We start from the raw sequence: 20,602 nt of genomic DNA, 5'->3' as shown, positions 1-20,602 counted from the left end.
TCCTCTTCACTGATTATGCTCCCCGCCTACAACCGCGGATCGACCGGATCGGATTCGAGCGACAGGGCGGCAAGCACGCATTCATGCATCCGTTCCAGCGGCTCTTTGCGGATAAAACGTTCCACCGACTCTACGCTTAGGGCGCATTCCATCAGGGCATGGCGCTCTTTTTTGCCGGTTTTGCGCAGCTTGAGCCGGGCCAGATTGTCCGGCTGCAGATAGTCGATCCCATAAATAATGTGCAGGTACTTGCGGCCCCTGATCTTGATGGCAGGCTGGATTAAGCTTTTACCGCTGCGGACAATGAAGGTTTCCGGCTTGATCACAATGCCCTCATGCCCGTCCTCTGTCAGCTCCTCCCACCAGCGGATCACATCGGCTTCATCAGCTTCACTGGTGATCGTCCGGTATTCCGTCTCCATAAAGAGCGGCGACACCCCGGCCAGCTCACGGCCATGCTCCATATGCCAAAGATGGCTCCGGTCAAAAAAGGTCTGCCCGCTGTGCGCCAGCGTATGGAACGGAGCGATCCGGATACCGTCAAGGCCGCTTGTATCCCAGCAGTACTGCTGAAAAGCTTCACGGAATACACGGGCGTTCTTCAGCTTGCCCTCCATCTCCTGTACCCAGCCGGACACATCGCGTCCGGCATTTTCCGCTTCGCGCAGCTTTCCCAGAAGCTGCTCGCGGTCCATTGCCGCAGCTTCGGCGACATGTGCGTACTGGGTTGCGATCAGCTCGCGCGCCTTCAGGTTCCACGGGATAATTTCGGCGTCAAGCAGCAGCAAATCCGTATCATGGCGGGCCCAATAACCGGCTTTGTGCAAATCCGAATTCAGCCGGGACAGCACGTCAGGCCCCGCCTCCTTGTTAAAAAAGGCCCGGCCGGTACGCGTGTAAATCGTGCCGAGTGTGGGACGGCCCACATAAGGCACAGCGGCAGCTTCATCGCGGAACAGCAGCAGAACGGCGCGGCTGCCCATGTGTTTTTTCTCCGCCACCATAGTCTTAACGCCCTGGGAACGATAGTAAGCAATCGCTTCACGGGGATGTTCCAGGCAGGTTTCATCGGCGGATACCCTCGGTGCCGGACTCATCGTAGGGGGAATGTAGACGAGTTCCTCCATAGGGATGGTGAAATGGGATACCGCGTCTATCGCCGCTTTTACAAATTCGCCGCGCACAGAGATTTCGCCGTAGGTGTCTGTCATGACGGAGTACCCTTCGACAAGCTTGCGCAGGTTAGGCGGAGAGAATCTCCCCCGTTCCCAGCGGATCAGCGGGCTGTCCGGGTCCCGGGCATAATCCTGGTAAGCCTTGACGCTGACAAACTTCTGTTCAGGATAGCGGTAAGCGGTCAAAGAACCCCCAAAAACCGCCCCCTGGTCAATATTAACCGTATTTTTCACCACTGTCGGGAAAGGCCTTGGATCATGTCCCCAGACGATAAGCTCCCCGGATTCATGTTCTACATACCACTCCTTCCGTACAGGTGCACCTGTGGCGTCCATGCCATCCGTATCGCCGTAGCGGCAGAAGTCCTGTATCCGCTTGGATTGCTTACCGATATATTCATCCCGGATTCCGGCATGGGCTACCACTACACGCCGGACCCCCTCACGGCACAGCACCAGATGGCTGGGGGCGGAGAGCAGAAACTGCTTCAATTCCTCTTTTAGGGCATCCGCTTCCTCCTCGCCTGCTTCAAGGGCAAGCTGCGCAAGCTCCGCAGCGATATGCTCATCGCCGTGGCTCAGGGTTACCTGACGGCCGCTGAGGTAGCGGGCAATCTTCCAGCCATGATTGCTGTCGATCATGCGGGCGGTTCCGGCATCGCAGTGCTTTTTCCAGAATCTCAGGGTATCCAGCGATTTCGGTCCACGGCTCATCACATCTCCAACGGAAACCAGCGTTCTGCCGCCGGGATGCCGGTAGAGTCCTGCATCATCCGGTGCGTACCCCAGCTGTCCCAGGAGCTCCAGCATTTCGTCATAGCAGCCGTGAATATCGCCGATCACATCCACCCCGGCGCCAATTTCAGCGAGCAGCGGGTTCTTTTTGCGGATAAACTGGACGGATTCGGTTTCCTTGAGCATATAAGTGAAGTCAAAGCCTTCATCCCGCAGTCCGCGCAGCGAACGTTTGAACTGGACAAACTGCTGTTTCACACGCTGTCTTCCGCGCGGCTGGTCCCGGCTTGTATCCCGCTCTAACAGGGTCTGCTCCGGCAGATCCAGAATCCAGGCGGCGCAGGGGAGATCATGTCCGGCTGCTAGATCGATATACTTCCTGCGGTATTCCGGCTGCAGATGTGTGGCATCCACCACCGTCAGCTTGCCCAGCCGGCAGCGCATCGACACCACGGTATTCATCGCCTCAAAAGCCAGATTCGACAGCAGTTGATAATCGCTGTACAGAATGTCCGCTTCCTCCCGGGGGCGGCCTTTCCAGTCGATGTATTCAACATCCCCCACCAGTGTCCGGTAATCATCTGAAGAGACAATCTCCGTCTGCAGCAGTACACCTTCTTGCACCAGTCTGCGGAGCAGGGTGGTTTTGCCGCTGTTTGAAGGCCCGACGAGCACAACAATGCCTCCGTGCGGAAAAGGAATCACCCGCTGCCCTTCATGTCTGTCAGTCATAACAACGTATCCTCCTTCGTAAATATGGCCATCTGCGTCGGGTATCCATAATCCTGCGCGAACCCGCCGATCCCGCTCAGCCGGACGGAATAGTTATAAGCCTCAGTCCAGCGGGAACACCATGCGGCAAAAGCTTCCCGGCTCCACTCAAAACGGTGGTCGCCATGGCGCATTTCCTCCTGATCCATCTCATATACTTCGTTGTATTCCTTGTTAGGCGTAGTAATAATCAGCGTCCCGGGTGTATATTCGTGAAAAATCGTATCCATCACCCGGCCAAGCCGGTATTCATCAATATGCTCGATAACCTCGCAGAGAATCATCACATCCTTGTTCCGCAGCGATTCATCGTAATAGAACAGCGATCCCGTCACCGGCTCCGGTACTTGAATACCAGCCTTTCCTTCCAGCTTGGCGAAACGGTCCATCGCCCGCAGCTGCGCCGCAGCGGAAGGCTCCACCGCCTTGATCTCACGCACCCCCGGCACACTGCTGAGCCGCGCGGAGAGTTTCCCTTCCCCGGAGCCGAAGTCCACGATACTGCGCCTCAGGGGGAGATTCTCCACCACGTCCGCGATTGCGGCATAACGCAGATCATTCAGCCTGACCTTAGGCGCTGCGTCTGCATCAGCCTCGGCCGCAGCTGTTGTCCCCGGCAGGGACAGAGCTTCCTCTCCAGCCACCTCTCTTGAGACCTCATCCGGCGCCTGAGTCCCTTCCAGATGCCCGCCACTGGACATCAGACTCTCATATTGCCGGATTGCCCCGGCGAAACGCAGTGTGCGTTTTAGAATCAGTCCGCGCTGGGGATGATCCTCCAGCCAGCCTTCACCGTAGCGTCTGATTTTGTCCACCTCATCATCGCTGATGTAGTAATGCTTGTAGTCATCCAGTGCAGGAATCAGCACGAACAGCTGACGGAGCGCCGTCTGCAGCGTCTGCATCCCCTTAAGCCTGATGTACCGGACAGAGCTGCGGCTCTTCAGATCAAAGGGATATCCGGCATGCCCCCGCTCCAGCAATACCTCATAGCCAAGGGCAGTGAACAGCCCCTCCAATGCCACATCCGGCAAATTGGATGCAACAGGCCCAAAGGTCAGCTCCAGGACCAGCTGCCGCCCGGCCCACGGCCGGAAAGCTTCCTTCGTTTTGCCGTTCAGCGCCGTGCCGAGTGCGGAACGGATGTAGGTGCAGAACAGGCTGCTCACCACAAATTCACGGTCATTGATATACTGCGTAATATCATTGTGCGCCGAAGAAGCGCCTTTTACCAGCTCAACCGGGTCTGGCGTAACAAAAATGACCGCTTCCGTTTCTTCCTCCGAAGAGGCGGTGAAGACGATGCGCACCCGGGCATCCTTTTCCATCCGGTCGTACAGGTTATTGGGATTTTTGGCCAGCAGGTGGGGCAGCATGCCCGCACCCGCGCCAACCGCTCTAATGATTAAATGCATAGAGTCCATCTCTCCTTAACGTCACTTGATTTTCTCTCTAGGGGGTTCAGCGGCTCTCACCGCCCCATACCTCAAGCAGTGCGGAACGGAACAGTTCATCCAGCACGTTGTCTTCTACCCCGTTCCCTGATCCAAACCGGGCCGCACTCTCTTCAAAATGGCTGATCTGCTGCTCCAGGTACTTGTTAATACCCTCAATCCGCGGCTCCAGATTCAATTCATCACCGGACTTCTTGCGGACCAGCAGCCTATCGACCGCTTCCCTCAGTTCGCTGCCTTCAGGAATCAGATCCTTTACCAGTGTGGTGAAGTCGAGGGGCGGCACCTCCTGGTATTTCTCAATCCAGGCGCAGGCCAGAAGCGGACGGAGAACATAGAAGTATTTCTTGATCTTGACCTCGCTGCCCTGAAGGTAAGTCCGGTAATTCCCCCGGGCCATGTGAAGATAATGATACACACAGGATTTGGGCGAAAATCCAAGCGGCGACAAGCTGCGGATGCTCTCCGCCACGGTGTAGTTTTCTTCATAACGGACCGGAGACTGCAGCCACTCCAGCAGCGGCGGGTTGGATTTGCGGAAAAGGGTAAGCCCCTTTTTCAGGTCCCATCCGTTGATATCCAGCAAATCGCTGATCGGGCGCTCAATGACATCTCTCTGCTCAAAGATGGACAGATAAGCCTCAGGCCGGCGCAAATAGAGAAACCGCACATCATAGTCACTGTCTTTGGAAGGGAACCCCCAGGCCCTGCTCCCGGATTCACAAGCATACAGGATACGGACATTCTCCTCCGCTTCGATGGCGCGAAGCTCGCGGATAATGGATGTATGAATATCTGACATTGTGCATCTCTCCTTTTTCTTGACCACAAGAAAATACAAAAAAGCCACGGACTCCATCGTCCATGGCCGGGCTGCCGCTATGCAAATACAGGCATATGATTACCGGAAAACAACTGTATACGCTGCTGCCGGAAATACAGATACCGCTGCAAAGGCTGACCTTCTGAACGAGGCGGACCGATGAACAGGAAACATATTGGGATGATGAGGGTTCGAATGTTTTCCTTGTTCATTCATTTGGTCCTGGCCTCCTTAAAGTGTGATGAGCATTTGCTTCATGAAGTGACATCAAGCTGCCTGTATAATATTCCAAAAGCATAATTCAAGGTTCCAGGTTTTGTCAACCTGAATCGATGTCAGCACAACCCTCCCCCGAAGCAAAAAATGCCCCCGCCGGAGCAATCACCGGACAAGGGGGGCAGTATAGTGGTCAGTCAAAGATACACCTTCTTTCGGGGAGCTACGGGAGCAGCTGCTTCAGGGCAGGCTCCAGCCCCTTCCCGTCAAGGGATACATATTGGGTGTCTCCGTCTGTATATTCCAGCTTAGCTGCATACATCCCGTTTTTGCCCGCATACTCGCGTTGATTTTCCAGGATGCCTTCAATCAGCTTCTTATCCCGGGTAACAACTGAAAGCTTCTGCTGGCGGGCCAGAGCCATATGCAGTTCAACATTGTAGATTTTCTCCGGGGAAAGCTTGCCCTTATAATCATCTTTAATAATTTCAGCCGATTTTACGTCTTGCGCGGTGGTGCGGATTTTGTCCGCATACCCCTTCTGCTCCATCCAGTTGCCCAATTCCTTGTAGGAGGGCAGCCATTCGTAATTGCGAGTAACAGTTACCATTGCCCTTCCGCTGCCTTCTTCTTCGTCTGCAGGCTTGTTGATAGGCTGGATATACGCAATCGGCAATTGCCCCTCATTCTGGTCCTCGTAGGACATATTCAGCTTTTCTCTGATCAGAATATCCTTGAACTCCTGAACGTCCTCCGGCTCGGTAATTCTAACCACCCGGTTCCGGCTGGACAGCCTGAAGCTTTCAATTTCCGTATTAAGCGCCTGAATATCATATTCCGCACGCTTGAAATCTTCATTTCCCATGACCGCTTTCATTTCCGGTTCAAAGCCCTGGGCCGGAATCCGGTACTCACGCACCATCTTACGTCCGTTATCCAATTGATAAGCCAAGGTGAACATCCTGCTGCCACGGGTGTATCCCTCAAGCGGGAAGGCGTTCTTGTCGGGACGCATCGTAACGAGCGTCTGGTGAAGGTTGCGGACAGCTTCAACATATTGCTGACCGCCGGAAAAAGGCACCCTGCTGCCGGATGAAACCTTTGCAACCTCACCGGAGGCATATCTGTTATATGAATCATCGTTGTACATCCTGTAATTACTTCCCGCATACACTCCAGTGATATGTTCCGCAGCCGGTACCCGGCTCTCATATCCGGTTAATCCGGACACCGGAATGTAGATCAGCAAACCCAGCAGTACCCCATAGACCGCGAATTCCAGCGGCACTCTGCGGGACAGGATATGCCAGGTTTTACGGATAATCATTTCTGCCGCGATATAACCAAGCAGCGCCCCGGCAAAATGGCTGCACAGAATCCAGCCCACCTGATGCGGCTTAACGGCAGCAAAATACGTTCCCGCCAGAAGCATGGCACACAGCATAACCCCGGCTTTGAACAGCGGGTTGAAGTAGGTGAATGCAATTGCCTGCCCGGACTTTTCCGCGCTGCGCTTGCGGTACAAGATATAAGAAAAGACGATGAACACAAGCGACAAACCGCTGTAGGCCCATAATTCCCCCGTACTGTAGGGCTCTTCCGCCAGAACAATAAGATGCAATAATGGCGACCAGACCAATCTGTCATTATTGAGGCCAAACCATTCCGGGTAACCGTAGAGATACCTGTTGAGATGGAGATTGACTAGCTCCATCAGCACCGCCGGAAGGAGCAGCAGAATATAAATAATGATTCCCTGGAGTACGGTTTGTCCCGTGCATATGCCGACGAAGATGCTGAACACAAAGAGAAACAGCGTAAGAATGCTGACCGTCAGGCACCAGCTCCAGATATCCGATCCCTGATAAATGTACATATTTCCGTTCATAGGGGTAACCATTGCCGTGACCGCAGCGGTTAGCCATACCGGCAGCAGCAGCAGACCTAGTCCGCTGGCCAGATGCGCCGTAAGCAAATGCTCCCGCCGCAGCGGAAGGCTGTGCCACAGATCGGAAGCCATTCTGGACTGCAGATAGCGGAACAGGAACAGCCCGGCAGCGACCGGCAGCGAGATGATAAACAGCATTTGTATATTCCCGCCCACACGGAACAGGGTATCTATCTTCTGCGGTTCCGCACCCGGATACCTACTCATGAAGAGCTGCAGCGGAAGCGAGAACAGCAAGCCCAAGGTATAGATGATGCCAATCCAGCCGTGCTGGCGCAAACATTGGCGGATAACACTGCTATTAAAGAAGTATTGGCTGCGCGTCATACCCGGCATCCCCCATTTCATAAATAAAGATTTCCTCCAGCGTCAAGGGAAGCAGATCGAACACATACGGCTCATAGACATGGATCACTTTCGAAATCCGCTCCCGATCGCCTTTTACGATATACAGATCCACACTGCCCCGCCGCTCCTGATGGAGAATTTGCAGCTTGGCCGCCAGTGCATCCGCATGGCGCTCATCGCGAAAAGCTACCTGAACCTTATGTGTATCCGCCTTAAGATCATCCAGATCCTTCTCGACCAGCATCCGGCCGTGATGCATAATGCCGACATGGTCACACAGATCCTCGATCTCCCGCAGATTATGCGAAGAGATCAGCACGGTCAGCTCCCGCTCGGCAACCTCCTGGAACAAAAGATTCTTAATCTGGCGGCGCATTACCGGGTCCAGGCCGTCAATCGGCTCATCCATAATCAGCACATCCGGTCTGCAGCTAAGCGCGAGCCAAAAGGCCGCCTGGCGCTGCATGCCTTTGGAGAAGCGGCTTAGCTTGCGTCCCATATCGAGCCGGAACACTGTGCCCAGTTCCTCAAAACGTTTGTCGCTGAAGCCCGGATAAACCGAACGGTAGAAGGCGGCCATCGTCTTGAGCGAGGCTTGCGGAAAGAAGTAAGGGCTGTCCGGCATAAAAATGAGGCTCTGCTTTACCTGCGGGTTCTCAAACACCGGCTGGCCGCCGATCTTGACGGTTCCTTCCTCAGACCGGTAGATGCCGGCGAGTGTTTTCAGCAGTGTGGTTTTCCCTGCCCCGTTAGAACCAAGCAGGCCATAAATGGCACCTTTATGTACCGTCAGCGACAGGCTGTCAACAGCCTTTTCGCCCTGAAAGCTTTTACTGACTCCGCGTATTTCAATCATGGCTATTCTCCCTTCTCTCTCTGCTCCAGCACCTGACGGTACAATGCCCCAATTTCATTTTCGGTAAATCCGAGGTAGACCGCTTCTGCCATCAGGCGCAGCAGCTCCTCCCGGAGTTCTGCTTTTTTGCTCTCGTTCTGCCCCTGCTGCAGCGGAGCCACAAAGCTCCCTTTGCCCTGCAAAGAATAGATATAGCCTTCCCGCTCCAGTTCGCGGTAGGCTTTCTGAATGGTATTGGGATTCACTGTAAGCTGTGAGGACAAGGTTCTTACCGATGGAAGCTGCTCATCCGCGCGTAAAATCCCGTGCATGATCAGCTCCTTGACTTTATCATTCAACTGCTCGTAGATCGGCTTGCGGCTGCGGACGTCCAATTCGAACATAACAGTCCTCCTTTCGTGTGCTGTATCCGGCAAACATTCTAGTGTATTAACTGTACTACTATTATTAATACAGTATAATGCTGCTGTCAACATAAAAAGAAGCGGCTCTGCAAAAGAGCCGCTTGATCTTTTCTGAGCTGGAGCTACCGCTCGAGCACCGCCGGTTCGGCTACTGCCACCGGCTCCTCGGGCTTGCGCCGCTTGTCGCTCAGGAGAGCGAACAGTATCCCCGGAATCATCAGCAGGCCGGCAAAAACAAAGGTCCGGCGGAATCCCTCAACAGCTGCCTGCTGCATCCCGTTCCCCGCTTGAGACAAGAGCAGCTTGGCTTCCCGCAATTGATTGGCGCTGTCCGCTGCAAAAGCCTTTTGTTCCGCAGGCGGAAGCTTTGCCGCAGCAAGCTCCACCGCATGTGCCACGGCTGCCGCAGGATCAGCTTTGCCGCTGGTTCCTCCCATCGGCGCAGCCCCCTCCTTACTGATGGAAGCTGCTGTTTCCGCTAGAACAGTTTTGACAATGGGCTGCAGCTTAACATCTGCCTGGATTGCCTCAGACAGGTGATTCCCCGCTTTTCCCAGTTCGCTGTCCATGTTGTGCTGCAGCACAGTCACTATAATAGCTACTCCAATGACGCTGCCCAGCGACTTCGCCATATTGGTGACTCCCGAAGAAATGCCCACCTTGTCCTCCGGAACGTTGCGGACAGCGGAAGACATCACCGGCGCCATTGTAAGGCCTATGCCGACACCTGCCACCAGCAGGCGCACCACTACCTCCGCCACCGCCGAGTCAGCGTGAAGCCCGCTCATGGAATACATCGCACCGCCCGTGACTACAATACCGGCTGCAGCGAACAGATGGCTGCCGTATTTCGCGGAGAGCGGCCCGGAAACCGCCGAACTGACGATGGAGCCTACAGCGACCATGGACAGCACAAGCCCGGCCTTCAGCTCGGTCATCCCCATCATCCGCGTCAGGAAGAAGGAGGTCAGCAGGGAAAGATTCATCAGTGCCGCACCGACAATCAGCAGGGTCAGGGAAGCACTGTTGAAGGTACGTATCCGCATCAGTGACAATGGCAGCATAGGCTCCTTCCCTTTCCACTGTGTAAGGATGAACAGCAGCAGAAACACAACTCCCGCACCCAGCAGCGCAAGGGTCTTTCCTGAACTCCAGCCATAATCCTGCACCTTGATCAGTGCATACGTAATGAAGAACATGGCTCCGGTAATTCCAAGGGTTCCGCCATAATCAATCGAACGGCCTGCCGTATCATCCCGCGATTCCTGAATGAAGACAGCCGTCAGCACAATACTCAGCACACCCAGCGGCACGTTAACAAAAAAGATCCACTCCCAGCTCAGGTTTTGCGTCAGAATCCCGCCAAGCGCCGGACCGCTCGCTGCAGCCACCCCCGAAACGGCTCCCCATATGCCAATGATCAGGCCATGCATCTCTTTTGGAAAAGTGGTCGTAGTCAAGGGGATGGTGACCGGAACAATAATGGCCCCGGCCAAGCCTTGAATGACCCGCAGCAGAATCAGCATTCCCAGGGATGTTGCGAACCCGGCAAGCAGGGAAGTCAGTGTAAATAGAGCAACTCCGCAAATAAACACTTTCTTTCGGCCAAATTGATCTGCCAGCCGGGAAGCAGTCAGGATGAACACGGCAAAAGCCAGGTTATACCCGTTCATCACCCAGGAAATCCGCGACACACTCCCGCCGAAATGCCGCGTCATCTCCGGCAGGGCGATATTAATAATCGTCGTATCCAGCAGCGCCATAAAAAAACCAAGTACGATTGCTGTAAAAGATAAAGCTCTGCGCATTCTTACACTCATCTCCATCATCCTCCAAAAGACTATCCAAAATGTGAACTACAGTTCATGTTTTTGATTATATGAACCATAGTTCACATTTGTCAATGATTAAATATGAAATCAAGTTCAACTTTTATTGACAGCCTGAATTCCCTCCTCTACAATCAGTACTACAAGGGGGAGCAATCTGACATGAGTGATATGGAAGACAAGATCAGAACACCACGGCAGGAACGCAGCATCCGGACCAGGGAGGCTATTGTCCAAGCTGCCATGAAGCAGTTTTCGGACAAGGGCTTCCATCAGACCAATACCAAGCAAATCGCAGCGGCGGCTGGAGTATCAACTGGCAGCTTCTATTCCTATTTTGTGGATAAAAGAGCGGTTTTCATCGAAGTGCTCAAGAACTATGGTACAGATCTTCTGGCCCGGATCGATGCTTCGATGTCAGAGATCAACTTCTTAACCATCGACCGTTCCGAGCTGATCATGCATCTGGTCGACACCCTCCTGATCTCCCATGAGGCCTTTATAGGCTACCATCGGGAGCTGACGATCATGTACCATAGCGATGAGGAGATTAAGCAGTTAATGGATGCACAGTATGAAGCAGGCCGCATCAGAACACTCGAATATCTGCAGATGGGACAGGATGAGCTAAAAACAGAAGACATGGAGGCCGCTTCCGTGATCGTGTTCGAAACGGTAAGCGCCATCGTTGACGTTATCTCGTTCTCCCAGCAGCGTATCGCAACTGAACGGCTGAAATCCGAGCTGGTACATATGATCGTAAGTTATTTGTACAAATGACTTTGCTCAGGCGCATATTCTGTTGCACTTTCTGCAGCAGAAGTTCTCCTATATCGGCCGAAAAGCTCAATCTATTGCACTCTGTACACTTGAATTCCCTGAAGATGCTGTTTTTGGCTCCAGAACCGGAAATCAGTTGCATGAAATACAGCAGAGTGCGATTCAACGCGTAAAAATAAACATTCTATTGTATGAAGTGCAATCACCTCATAAATCAACTATATAGAGTGAACTTAAGATATTTACACTCCCCCTCCATCCCTTTTCCCTTTTGTTCGTTTTTCAAGTTCGCTTTATATAATTTTAAACAGCAAAAAGAGCAAGCAGCGAGGGTTTTTCACCTCGCAGCTTGCTCTTTTGGTATCCTGACAACCGTTAACGTTTGTCCTTCCAGAAATTCACCGGCTCCATATCCTTCGTGATAATCCCGAAGGTATAGCCTTCCTTCTTCAGCGATTCCAGCAGGCGCGGCAGTACCTTAAGTGTTGCTTTCTGGTCATGCATCAGAATAACGGGATTGGTTTTGGACTTCTGCAGCTTATGCACCTGGCCCATTACGGTGTTGTAGATGGTAACACTGTCCTCTTTATATTTCCAGTCATCGGAATCCACGTTCCAGTCCCACAGGTGATAGCCTTGACCCAGCACTTTGTCTCTGAAGGCCTTAGTGAAATATGGCTTACTGCCATATGGGGGACGGATCAGGGTTGTGCCGGTGCCGGTGATCTTCCGCAGCACATCGTTGTCCCCGTTCATTTCAGCAAGCGCGGCAGAAGCAGAAGCATAGAATTTCTCTTTGCGGTGCGTCATGCCGTGCAGTCCCAGCCCGTTCCCCTCTTCCGCGATCCGCTTAACCTGGGAAGGATAGCGGTTCATGTTCGGTCCAAGCATGAAAAATGTAGCTTTGACCCCATACTTGTTCAGAATGTCCAGCAGCTCAGGCGTTGTAGCTGACGGGCCGTCATCAAAAGTCAGATACAGGGTTTTTCCCGGCTTGGCCGCCGGCGGATTCTGTGCAGGCTCCGCAGGCGCAGGCGGCGCCAGTTCGTTTTTGTACTTGCTTACGAACGCGGTGTCATCAAGTGCCGCCGAACCATCCTGGACCCGCAGTAAATATTTATCCGGTTCAAAGGATATTCTATATCCTAGGTAGGCGCTGATCTTCAGCGGGACCATTAATGATCCATCCCGTTGAAACGTGTCTGCCTGGGCAACCGTTCCATCCTGAAGCCGGGCTCCCCCATTATTCCCCAGCAGACGGAGTGTGCGCCCCCCGCCGTCCACCTGAATGCCATCCGGCAGACCGGTGAGGGTCCACTTCAGCTCTGCCGCCAAAGCGCGGAGAGGGACATAATAGGTGTTTTTTTCCGAAACGGCTGTGATTTTGGTTAATGAATCGTTCACTCCGAGCTTCAAAGATTTGTTTGCTCCCGCTGCATCTGCTGTAGTTTGCAGGATTCCGAAGCAAAGAAAAAAAGACAAGAATAAGAGCACTACTTTTTTGATAGGCACGTGAAACAATCTCCAATCTATGTATATTTACCTACTACTTTAGCATAAATAGATATACCGTAATTTGAGAGATTGTAACCAGGAGCACAAAAAGTTGTAACTGTTTCGCTGTGAGAAATGACATATCGTCATTTTTTTCAGAAAATAACCAAACCTTGTCGAGCGCTGTCGCAGCAAGCAAAACCCGCAAAATCAGGACGTTTTCAGCTTAAATAATTGTGACGAAAATAGTAACATTTGTGAAATCATGAACAAAATTTGAACTTTCTTAAAATAACCTAAAGGCGCACCGTTACTGTGATCTTTATCATACATTTAGAATCTCGTAACAATTTGATCACATATATTTAACCGAATGTACATTTTTAAGGACTATTGTGTATTTTATTACAAAATATGTATTTTGCATTATGGGTAAGTAGTTCTTACTATAGATACAGGTTAATGTTTGCCCGCAACGATCGGCGCATGAAAAGAACTATTGAAGGAAGGAGTTCTATATGAAAAAAAAGGGACCGTTATACGCTTTGTTTCTCAGCCTCATCCTCCTCCTGCCGGGATGCAGTTCACTCACCGTTCTGAACCCGAAGGGGCCGTCTGCCCGAACTTTATCTGACACCATCATCCTTTCCATTCTGGTTATGCTTGGTGTTCTGGCGGTTGTCTACATCTTATATATCTTTGTACTGGTGAAGTACCGGGCCAAGAAAAGCAATGAAGGATACATTCCAGAGCATGAGGAGGGCAATAAGGTCCTCGAGACGATCTGGATCGTCATCCCGATCATTATCGTGGCCTTCCTGTCCGTCGTGACGGTCAAAACGACCAACGCTGTCGAGAATCAGGCCGTAGAGTACAAAGACCAGACTCCGCTGGTCATTTACGCCGCCTCCTCCAACTGGAAATGGCATTTCAGCTATCCGGAGGAAGGCATTGAAACGGTTAACTACGTGAACATGCCGGTTCACCGGGCGGTAGAGTTCAGAATGTACTCTTTCGGTTCCATTACCAGTCTGTGGATTCCGCAGCTTGCCGGACAAAAGTACGCTATGAGCGACATGCTTACCACGCTTCACCTTTCCGCAGATACCGAAGGCTCTTATATGGGCAGAAACGCCAACTTTAGCGGTAAAGGCTTCGCCCACATGGAGTTTGAAGCACTGGTTATGAGCAGCAAGGATTACGACGACTGGGTGAAAGAGGTCAAGGAAACCGCTCCCAAGCTTACGGAAAAGGAATTCAAAGGCCTGCTCGCTACCGATTATCTTGGACGCAAAACCTATTCGTCCACCCATCTTGAGTTCAGCCCTCCTCCGGGAGAACACAGCGAGCATATGAGCGGCGGCGGCAAAGAAATGGATATGGATAACGGAAGCATGGAGCATCAGGACAATAAGGAAATCCATCCTTCACCGGAGCCTTCCAGCGAGACCGAGTTCGACAGTAAACCGAATCCCGAGGTCGAACAGCCCCTGCCAAGCTCACCGGTGGATGAACATACACACGACAGCAATTCTTAATGACATGCCTGATGAAACAACCTGAAAGGAGCCACCCTAATGGATTTAGACAAATTTAAGGTTCACGGCGAACCCTTGATATACGGAGCCATGGTCAGTATCGCACTTGCTACCATCGGGATTCTCGTCGGGCTTACCTATTTTAAAAAATGGGGCTACCTCTGGCGCGAATGGCTGACCACGGTTGACCATAAGAAAATCGGCGTCATGTATATCCTCGCCGCCCTGCTCATGCTGTTCCGCGGCGGCGTGGACGCCATAATGATGCGTCTGCAAACGGCAGCACCGGAAATGAAATTCCTCGACGCGCAGCATTATAACGAGGTCTTTACCACCCACGGTCTGATCATGATCCTCTTCATGGCCATGCCGTTTATCATCGGTCTGATGAATGTTATTGTACCGCTGCAAATCGGCGCCCGCGACGTGGCCTTCCCGCGCCTCAACGCCGTCAGTTTCTGGCTCTTCTTCTTCGGGGCTATGCTGCTTAACATTTCCTTCGTCATCGGCGGCTCGCCGGATGCCGGATGGTCAGCCTACTTCCCGCTGGCGAGTTTGGAGTTCAGCCCGACGGTCGGGAACAACTACTACTCCCTGGCGCTGCAGATTTCCGGTATCGGGACTCTGATCACAGGCGTTAACTTTATCGTCACCATCCTTAAAATGCGCGCTCCAGGCATGAAGCTGATGAAAATGCCGATGTTCACCTGGTCCGTGCTGATTACAAACGTCATTATCGTCTTCGCCTTCCCGGTACTGACCGTGGCGCTCGCGCTGATGATGTTCGACCGCCTCTTCGGCTCCCAGTTCTTCACGATGGCCAACGGCGGGATGGATATGCTCTGGGCCAACCTGTTCTGGGTTTGGGGCCATCCGGAGGTATATATCGTTATTCTTCCGGCGTTCGGTATTTATAGTGAAATTATTGCCACCTTCTCTAAAAAGAACCTGTACGGCTACACCTCCATGGTGTTCAGTATGCTGATTATCTCGCTCCTGTCCTTCCTGGTCTGGGCCCACCATTTCTACACCATGGGGCAAGGCGCAATGGTCAACAGCTTCTTCTCAATTACGACCATGGCGATTGCAGTGCCGACCGGGGTAAAAATATTCAACTGGCTGTTTACGCTCCGAAAAGGGCGGATCACCTTTACAACACCGATGCTGTACACACTGGCATTTATTCCAATCTTCACGATCGGCGGGGTGACCGGTGTCATGCTGGCGATGGCCAGCGCCGACTACCAGTACCACAACACCATGTTCCTGGTCGCGCATTTCCACTACGTGCTGATTCCGGGGGCCGTGTTCGCGGTTATTGCCGGGTTCCACTACTGGTTCCCAAAAGTGTTCGGCTTCCGTCTTAATGAACGCCTGGGCAAGCATTCCTTCTGGTGGATCGTGATTTCCTTCAACGTCACATTCTTCCCGCTGTTCTTCCTGGGACTGATGGGGATGACGCGGCGGATGTACACCTATTCCGAGGAATCGGGCTTCGGTCCGCTCAATATGCTGTCCTTCGTGGGCGCGGTGGGTCTGGCAATCGGCTTCGTGCTTCTGGTTTACAACATCTACTGGAGTACACGCTACATGCCGAGAGACACCACAAGCGATCCTTGGGATGGACGCACCCTGGAATGGGCTACACATAGCCCAATGCCGGTCTACAACTTTGCGGTTGTACCAAAAGTGCAGACCCGTGACGCCTTCTGGTCCGCCAAGCAGGATAACATGCCGCTGTTCGAGGACAAAATCACCAAGATTCACATGCCGAGCAATACCGGCAAGCCGTTTATCCTGGGTGTGATCTTCTTCTTCCTCGGATTCTTCCTGGTCTTCAGCATGTGGATTCCTGCGATTGTTGCCGGAGTCGGTGTGCTGATCATGCTGGCAGCCATGTCCTTTGACCGGGATCACGGCTACTACATCTCAGTGGATGAAGTTATGGCTACAGAAAAGAAATTGATGCGGGGTGAGACTGTATGAAAATAGATGCGTCCAAGCCGCTGGAATACTCTACAGAAGAGAACAGCAATAAAATCTTCGGCTTTTGGGTTTTTCTCGGAGCTGAAATTCCGTTGTTCGCTACCTTGTTCACGGTATATTTTGTCATGGTGGACCGTTTTGCCAGCGGACCGAGCGGAAGTGAATTGTTCGAAATCGGCCCGGTGCTGATTGAAACCTTCCTGCTCCTGACCAGTTCGTTCACAATCGGTCTGGCGGTTCACGCCATGCGTCTCGGCTACAAAAAAGCGATGATGGTCCTTATGGCCATCACACTGCTGATGGGTCTCGGCTTTATCGGCATTGAAATTGACGAGTTCTTCACCTACGTCCATGAAGGCGCCACGCTGCAGACCAGCGGCTTCCTTTCCAGTCTGTTCGTCCTGCTGGGAACGCACGGAGCGCACGTCAGCTTCGGCTTCCTGTGGGGAACGGCAATTATGATTCAGGTGTGGCGTCAGGGCATCAACCCGGCTACAGCCAACAAAGCATTTATCTTCTCACTGTTCTGGCACTTCCTGGACGTTGTCTGGATCTTTATCTTCAGCTTCGTCTACCTGAAAGGACTGATGTGACATGATGAAGCAACTGTTTCCAATTCGCCATGTGATGGGTTATCTGGCCTCTCTGGTCCTTTCTGCCGCAGCGTTGATCGTTATTTACGGTGATCTGTCCAAGGGGGCCAATATGGCCGTACTGCTGGTCACAGCTATTATTCAAGCTTCCCTGCAGCTGTTCGTGTTCATGCACATCGGGGAAGCGGCAGATACCAAGAAAGAGCTGTACATTAATATCGCTTATGCGTTGTTTGTCGGTCTGGTCACCATTTTCGGTACCTTGTACATCTTCGTATGGGGCTGGTACGCTTAAGGCCAGAATCAATTGAAGGCTTCAAAAACGGCTGTGCCGTCCTCCACGGGACAGCACAGCCGTCTTGATTCTAGCGTTACTTGGAGAACGACACCCCATTAATCCTACGGCAACTTTTTAAGTGGAAAAAGGGACACTAATTTGTCGAAGTACCTACCCTCGGGCAGATGAAGTGGAAAAAGGGACACTAATTCAGCTCATTTCGCCATTGGACCAGAAATGTGGCCCAATTAAGTTTACTTTTTCCACTTCACTCTCAGGATTTCTTAATTTCCGGAAAAATAAGTTCCCTTTTTCCAACTAGCACCTGCGAAGAAGCCGGTAAAGACGGATCGTCCTATTCCTTCGCGATCGATCCGCAGCCGTTACGGACAGGAGAGCCGTTATTGAAGGAAGATTCGTCTATTCCGCAAGACAACGGACTCAGATGCATTTATTTGTCCCTTTCCCCTTTATTCCAGGCTCCATCGAAGGATATAACGGCTCCCCTAGTCCGTAACTGCTGAATAAGTAAGGCTTTTGGCAAAATAAGGGCTCCTCTGTCCGCTTCAGTCCGCTAATGGAGCCCTACGCCGTCCTTAATAGGACGGTACCCGTTTCAGCGAGAAATAGAAGGATAATTTATAGTGTGAAGCATATAAATTCTTATATCTTTATAAAAAACGGTCCGCCCGGTATATGCATCCGGGCGGACCGTTTTGACTTACGCAGCTATTCTCTTAAACTCTAACGCCGATTCCTACCTGAGCGCCTTCATTGGACAGCGGTACACCGGATGCAGCTTTAGTGTACAGCTGCAAGCCGGCGGCGGCCCACGAAAGCTGAGATCAACAGGACAACGGTTAGAGCGAAGCAGACGGCCAGCGGCAGCCAGGCAGAAAAGCCAGCCTGGCCCAGCGAGCGGGCTGGCAAGTCCGTTCCCAGAAAGTTAACCCCCGGAGCCTGGTTGAACGGACCGATATACCACAACAGCATATAGAGAACTTCAAACAGTTTTTTGGAATGTGTAATGACGCCCGACACGAGGGCCAGCGTCGGAATGAACAGGCTGCCGAGCAGCCAGTACAAGGCGTGAACCATATCGCCTTCTATAAGCAGACGAACCAGAATGCCGCCGCCCGCTGCAGCTGTAACGATATATCCCGCTGCCCAAATAGCCGGCAGTTGTCTGGCGATCAGCTTGGGACTGGCGGCAAGGAACAGATGTGTGCCATGCATCACTTCACGGCAGCCCATAGCGGACCAGAGAGTCAGCGGCCAAATCCACGCCAGCGGCCAGAAGAAAGAAAATGAATTATCCAGCGGTAAAAGAAGACAAAGGATATTCAGAGCGGCTCCAACGGCAAACCATAACCATGAACTCCCCTTAAGCATGAGGCCCAATTCTGCTTTGACAAGTGCCATGAACCGAAAACGGTAAACAACCGGCGTTAATGCTGCCGCCGGGAGCCCTGGGGCGTTGGCTGCTGCCTGCTGAGACTGTTCGCTTTCCCCGGACAGCGGTGAAACGGCTTTCTTTTCGGGTCCAGCTCTCCGGGAACGTCTGCTGTATGCTTGCCCCTGCCGGCTTGCCGGCAGCTCCGCGAAACCTTTAAACAGAAGAGCCGCCAGCAGACATAAGGCCAGCGCGGCAGCGAACAGCAGCAGCTGCATGCCCACTATGCTGCCGCTCCAGTGCATACCGTGCCACTGGAACAGGCTTAAGGGTTTGTCGAGGAACATGATGCCTTGCCCAAATTCTCCATCATACGCAGGGTTGATCTGCTTAAGATCATTCTGCATTTGCCCGGAGATGATCCCCGTTGAAAGATTGCCGTTGTTAATTGAAATCGTAACTGTCGCAATAAACAGCGCCAGATAGATCAGATTCCCGGCGGCTCCACGCAAGAGGGTCCGGCTTTCGAAAACAACCGCCAGCGCAGCCACAACAGCCAATTGAGGAAAGACAACAATCAGGAACGGCAGGACAATGTCCAAGATATGAATGGTCATATCCTCGCCGCGAATGAGCTGCATAAGCAAGGCGACAACCATCATCAGGAATGCAATCACCGACAGGACAGCAAAATTACTGAGCGCCTTGCCTAACAGGTAATGCCGCTTTTTCAGCGGAGTCCCTGAAATGATGAAGCCGACCCTTGTGCGCAAATCCCTGTCAATGCTGTTCTTAACCAAAAAGAATCCAACCAGCGTCAAAAACATGGTCGTTGACACGGCTACCGTTCCTCCAACCCATGCGGAATTATACACTCCCCTGTAATTGCCCAGATAAAAGGTCACGTAATTCGAATCCGCAGGCGGGACGAACAAATACGCTGCGAACACCGCCAGCACTGCCGTTACAAAAAATGAATACCGTCTCGTGCGTTCCAGGAAATCGGCACGGGCAAGATGATAGATTGTATGTACTTTGCTCATTGGCTGTCCCCCAGACCTGAACGAAGAAACAGATAGGCATCTTCAAGATCGGGAGCCACCTGAACCGCATCAGGGGCAGGTGCCTCACCTGCCACCATACGGACACGCACTCCCTCCCCAATCCGGACCGATCCGCTGATCAGCCATTTCGAGCGGGCCTCCTGCAGCTGATTTTCCGGTATAACCGTCGACCAGACTTTCCCTTCAGCTAACTTCAGCAGTTGAGACGGAGGGGCGTCGGCCAACAGACGGGATTTCGCCAGAATGACAATCCGGTCTGCAGTGGCTTCGATATCGGAAACAATGTGTGTCGAAAAAAGAATGATTCGCCCTTGGGACAAATCCGCAAGCAGATTGCGGAACCTCATGCGTTCCTCGGGATCAAGCCCTACTGTCGGCTCATCCACAATTAACACTTTGGGGTCGTTCAGCAGTGCCTGTGCGATGCCGATCCGCTGCTTCATGCCGCCTGAATACCCGCCGATCTTGCGTTTGCGGGCGCCATTCAGGTTGAGCAATTCCAGCAATTCGTCAATTCTCCGGTTGGCCCGGCTACCGTCAAGCCCCTTGACCGCTGCCATATATTGCAGGAACTCGACAGCTGTTAGATTGGGGTACACGCCGAAATCCTGCGGCAAATAGCCCAGAACGCGGCGCAGCTCATCGGGATGCGCCGCCAGATCGCGGCCATTCCATGTCACACGCCCTTGGGTCGGCTGTGAAATGGTTGCCAATATGCGCATCAGTGTCGATTTGCCTGCCCCATTCGGCCCCAGCAGCCCGATAATCCCTTCCTTCAGCTCCAGATTAATATCCTTGATTCCCCAGAAATTTTTATTGTATCTTTTCCCTACTTTTTCAATTACGAGCACAATACTCCCTCTCCTTCCAGACTAACCGTTTCAAACGGCGCAATCCTTCCTTAGGCATCTGATGTAT

Annotated in this window: 16 protein-coding genes; 6 read left to right on the top strand and 10 right to left on the bottom strand. The window is 52.5% G+C overall.

The features are described 5' to 3' along the window. Positions 1–26: 26 nt before the first annotated feature. Genes PRIO_RS05655 through PRIO_RS05645 form a run of 3 tightly spaced genes read right to left on the bottom strand, consistent with a single transcriptional unit; the run spans position 27 to position 4,937 of the window. On the bottom strand, positions 27–2,642 hold the full coding sequence (locus PRIO_RS05655) for a polynucleotide kinase-phosphatase (protein WP_020429735.1): 2,616 nt from the start codon (positions 2,640–2,642) through the stop codon (positions 27–29). Next, positions 2,639–4,096 (bottom strand): 3' terminal RNA ribose 2'-O-methyltransferase Hen1, encoded by a 1,458-nt coding sequence (locus PRIO_RS05650; RefSeq protein ID WP_020429736.1) that lies wholly within the window; start codon positions 4,094–4,096, stop codon positions 2,639–2,641. Before PRIO_RS05650 ends, PRIO_RS05655 begins: the two co-directional genes overlap by 4 nt. Before the next feature lie 46 nt (positions 4,097–4,142). Further along, complete coding sequence (locus tag PRIO_RS05645) at positions 4,143–4,937, bottom strand: nucleotidyltransferase domain-containing protein (protein ID WP_020429738.1); 795 nt, start codon at positions 4,935–4,937, stop codon at positions 4,143–4,145. Positions 4,938–4,956: 19 nt separating this feature from the next. Here PRIO_RS05645 and PRIO_RS35935 point away from each other — a divergent pair, with 19 nt between their 5' ends. Beyond that, complete coding sequence (locus tag PRIO_RS35935; protein ID WP_167345587.1) at positions 4,957–5,121, top strand: hypothetical protein; 165 nt, start codon at positions 4,957–4,959, stop codon at positions 5,119–5,121. A 276-nt stretch (positions 5,122–5,397) separates the two neighbouring features. Here PRIO_RS35935 and PRIO_RS05635 read toward each other — a convergent pair whose 3' ends face one another. The 4 genes from PRIO_RS05635 to PRIO_RS05620 form a co-directional block, all read right to left on the bottom strand. Beyond that, positions 5,398–7,470, bottom strand: a complete 2,073-nt coding sequence (locus tag PRIO_RS05635; protein WP_141639137.1) for a DUF6449 domain-containing protein — start codon at positions 7,468–7,470, stop codon at positions 5,398–5,400. After that, positions 7,424–8,326: an ABC transporter ATP-binding protein gene (locus PRIO_RS05630; RefSeq protein ID WP_020429743.1), complete on the bottom strand. Its 903-nt coding sequence runs from the start codon at positions 8,324–8,326 to the stop codon at positions 7,424–7,426. Before PRIO_RS05630 ends, PRIO_RS05635 begins: the two co-directional genes overlap by 47 nt. Positions 8,327–8,328: 2 nt before the next feature. Further along, a complete protein-coding gene (locus PRIO_RS05625; RefSeq protein ID WP_020429744.1) occupies positions 8,329–8,709 on the bottom strand; it encodes a GntR family transcriptional regulator in 381 nt (126 codons plus the stop codon). 143 nt (positions 8,710–8,852) lie between these two features. After that, complete coding sequence (locus PRIO_RS05620) at positions 8,853–10,550, bottom strand: MFS transporter (protein ID WP_046501383.1); 1,698 nt, start codon at positions 10,548–10,550, stop codon at positions 8,853–8,855. A 171-nt stretch (positions 10,551–10,721) separates the two neighbouring features. Here PRIO_RS05620 and PRIO_RS05615 point away from each other — a divergent pair, with 171 nt between their 5' ends. Then, positions 10,722–11,339: a TetR/AcrR family transcriptional regulator gene (locus tag PRIO_RS05615; protein ID WP_020429748.1), complete on the top strand. Its 618-nt coding sequence runs from the start codon at positions 10,722–10,724 to the stop codon at positions 11,337–11,339. A 375-nt stretch (positions 11,340–11,714) separates the two neighbouring features. Here PRIO_RS05615 and PRIO_RS05610 read toward each other — a convergent pair whose 3' ends face one another. Further along, complete coding sequence (locus PRIO_RS05610) at positions 11,715–12,851, bottom strand: polysaccharide deacetylase family protein (protein ID WP_020429749.1); 1,137 nt, start codon at positions 12,849–12,851, stop codon at positions 11,715–11,717. Positions 12,852–13,351: 500 nt separating this feature from the next. On the opposite strand from PRIO_RS05610, the gene qoxA reads away from it, so the two are divergent. Genes qoxA through qoxD form a run of 4 tightly spaced genes read left to right on the top strand, consistent with a single transcriptional unit; the run spans position 13,352 to position 17,245 of the window. Beyond that, positions 13,352–14,371, top strand: coding sequence for a cytochrome aa3 quinol oxidase subunit II (gene qoxA / locus PRIO_RS05605; RefSeq protein WP_020429750.1), 1,020 nt, complete (start codon positions 13,352–13,354; stop codon positions 14,369–14,371). Between the two features lie 39 nt (positions 14,372–14,410). Continuing rightward, a complete protein-coding gene (gene qoxB / locus PRIO_RS05600; RefSeq protein ID WP_020429752.1) occupies positions 14,411–16,357 on the top strand; it encodes a cytochrome aa3 quinol oxidase subunit I in 1,947 nt (648 codons plus the stop codon). Next, positions 16,354–16,950 carry a cytochrome (ubi)quinol oxidase subunit III gene (locus PRIO_RS05595; RefSeq protein WP_020429753.1) on the top strand — a complete coding sequence of 199 codons (597 nt, stop codon included), beginning with the start codon at positions 16,354–16,356 and terminating at the stop codon, positions 16,948–16,950. The genes qoxB and PRIO_RS05595 overlap by 4 nt, the downstream gene beginning before the upstream one ends. 1 nt (position 16,951) lies before the next feature. Next, positions 16,952–17,245, top strand: a complete 294-nt coding sequence (gene qoxD / locus PRIO_RS05590) for a cytochrome aa3 quinol oxidase subunit IV (protein WP_020429754.1) — start codon at positions 16,952–16,954, stop codon at positions 17,243–17,245. Positions 17,246–18,028: 783 nt separating this feature from the next. Here qoxD and PRIO_RS05585 read toward each other — a convergent pair. Together PRIO_RS05585 and PRIO_RS05580 are read right to left on the bottom strand one after the other, a co-directional pair. Beyond that, positions 18,029–19,663, bottom strand: coding sequence for a hypothetical protein (locus tag PRIO_RS05585; RefSeq protein ID WP_046501377.1), 1,635 nt, complete (start codon positions 19,661–19,663; stop codon positions 18,029–18,031). Then, complete coding sequence (locus PRIO_RS05580; RefSeq protein ID WP_039790900.1) at positions 19,660–20,538, bottom strand: ABC transporter ATP-binding protein; 879 nt, start codon at positions 20,536–20,538, stop codon at positions 19,660–19,662. The genes PRIO_RS05585 and PRIO_RS05580 overlap by 4 nt, the downstream gene beginning before the upstream one ends. Between the last annotated feature and the right edge of the window lie 64 nt (positions 20,539–20,602).

The organism is Paenibacillus riograndensis SBR5 (assembly GCF_000981585.1).
GTDB lineage: Bacteria > Bacillota > Bacilli > Paenibacillales > Paenibacillaceae > Paenibacillus_AQ > Paenibacillus_AQ riograndensis.
Note: the sequence above shows the minus strand (reverse complement) of the source record. Positions and strands in the feature narration are given on the sequence as shown.

Excerpts from the sequence above, each read along its gene's own strand:
- PRIO_RS05655 (WP_020429735.1), bottom strand. The coding sequence starts at position 2,642 with ATGACTGACAGACATGAAGGGCAGCGGGTGATTCCTTTTCCGCACGGA.
- PRIO_RS05650 (WP_020429736.1), bottom strand. The coding sequence starts at position 4,096 with ATGCATTTAATCATTAGAGCGGTTGGCGCGGGTGCGGGCATGCTGCCC.
- PRIO_RS05645 (WP_020429738.1), bottom strand. The coding sequence starts at position 4,937 with ATGTCAGATATTCATACATCCATTATCCGCGAGCTTCGCGCCATCGAA.
- PRIO_RS05635 (WP_141639137.1), bottom strand. The coding sequence starts at position 7,470 with ATGAAATGGGGGATGCCGGGTATGACGCGCAGCCAATACTTCTTTAAT.
- PRIO_RS05630 (WP_020429743.1), bottom strand. The coding sequence starts at position 8,326 with ATGATTGAAATACGCGGAGTCAGTAAAAGCTTTCAGGGCGAAAAGGCT.
- PRIO_RS05625 (WP_020429744.1), bottom strand. The coding sequence starts at position 8,709 with ATGTTCGAATTGGACGTCCGCAGCCGCAAGCCGATCTACGAGCAGTTG.
- PRIO_RS05620 (WP_046501383.1), bottom strand. The coding sequence starts at position 10,550 with ATGAGTGTAAGAATGCGCAGAGCTTTATCTTTTACAGCAATCGTACTT.
- PRIO_RS05615 (WP_020429748.1), top strand. The coding sequence starts at position 10,722 with ATGAGTGATATGGAAGACAAGATCAGAACACCACGGCAGGAACGCAGC.
- qoxA (WP_020429750.1), top strand. The coding sequence starts at position 13,352 with ATGAAAAAAAAGGGACCGTTATACGCTTTGTTTCTCAGCCTCATCCTC.
- qoxB (WP_020429752.1), top strand. The coding sequence starts at position 14,411 with ATGGATTTAGACAAATTTAAGGTTCACGGCGAACCCTTGATATACGGA.
- PRIO_RS05595 (WP_020429753.1), top strand. The coding sequence starts at position 16,354 with ATGAAAATAGATGCGTCCAAGCCGCTGGAATACTCTACAGAAGAGAAC.
- qoxD (WP_020429754.1), top strand. The coding sequence starts at position 16,952 with ATGATGAAGCAACTGTTTCCAATTCGCCATGTGATGGGTTATCTGGCC.
- PRIO_RS05585 (WP_046501377.1), bottom strand. The coding sequence starts at position 19,663 with ATGAGCAAAGTACATACAATCTATCATCTTGCCCGTGCCGATTTCCTG.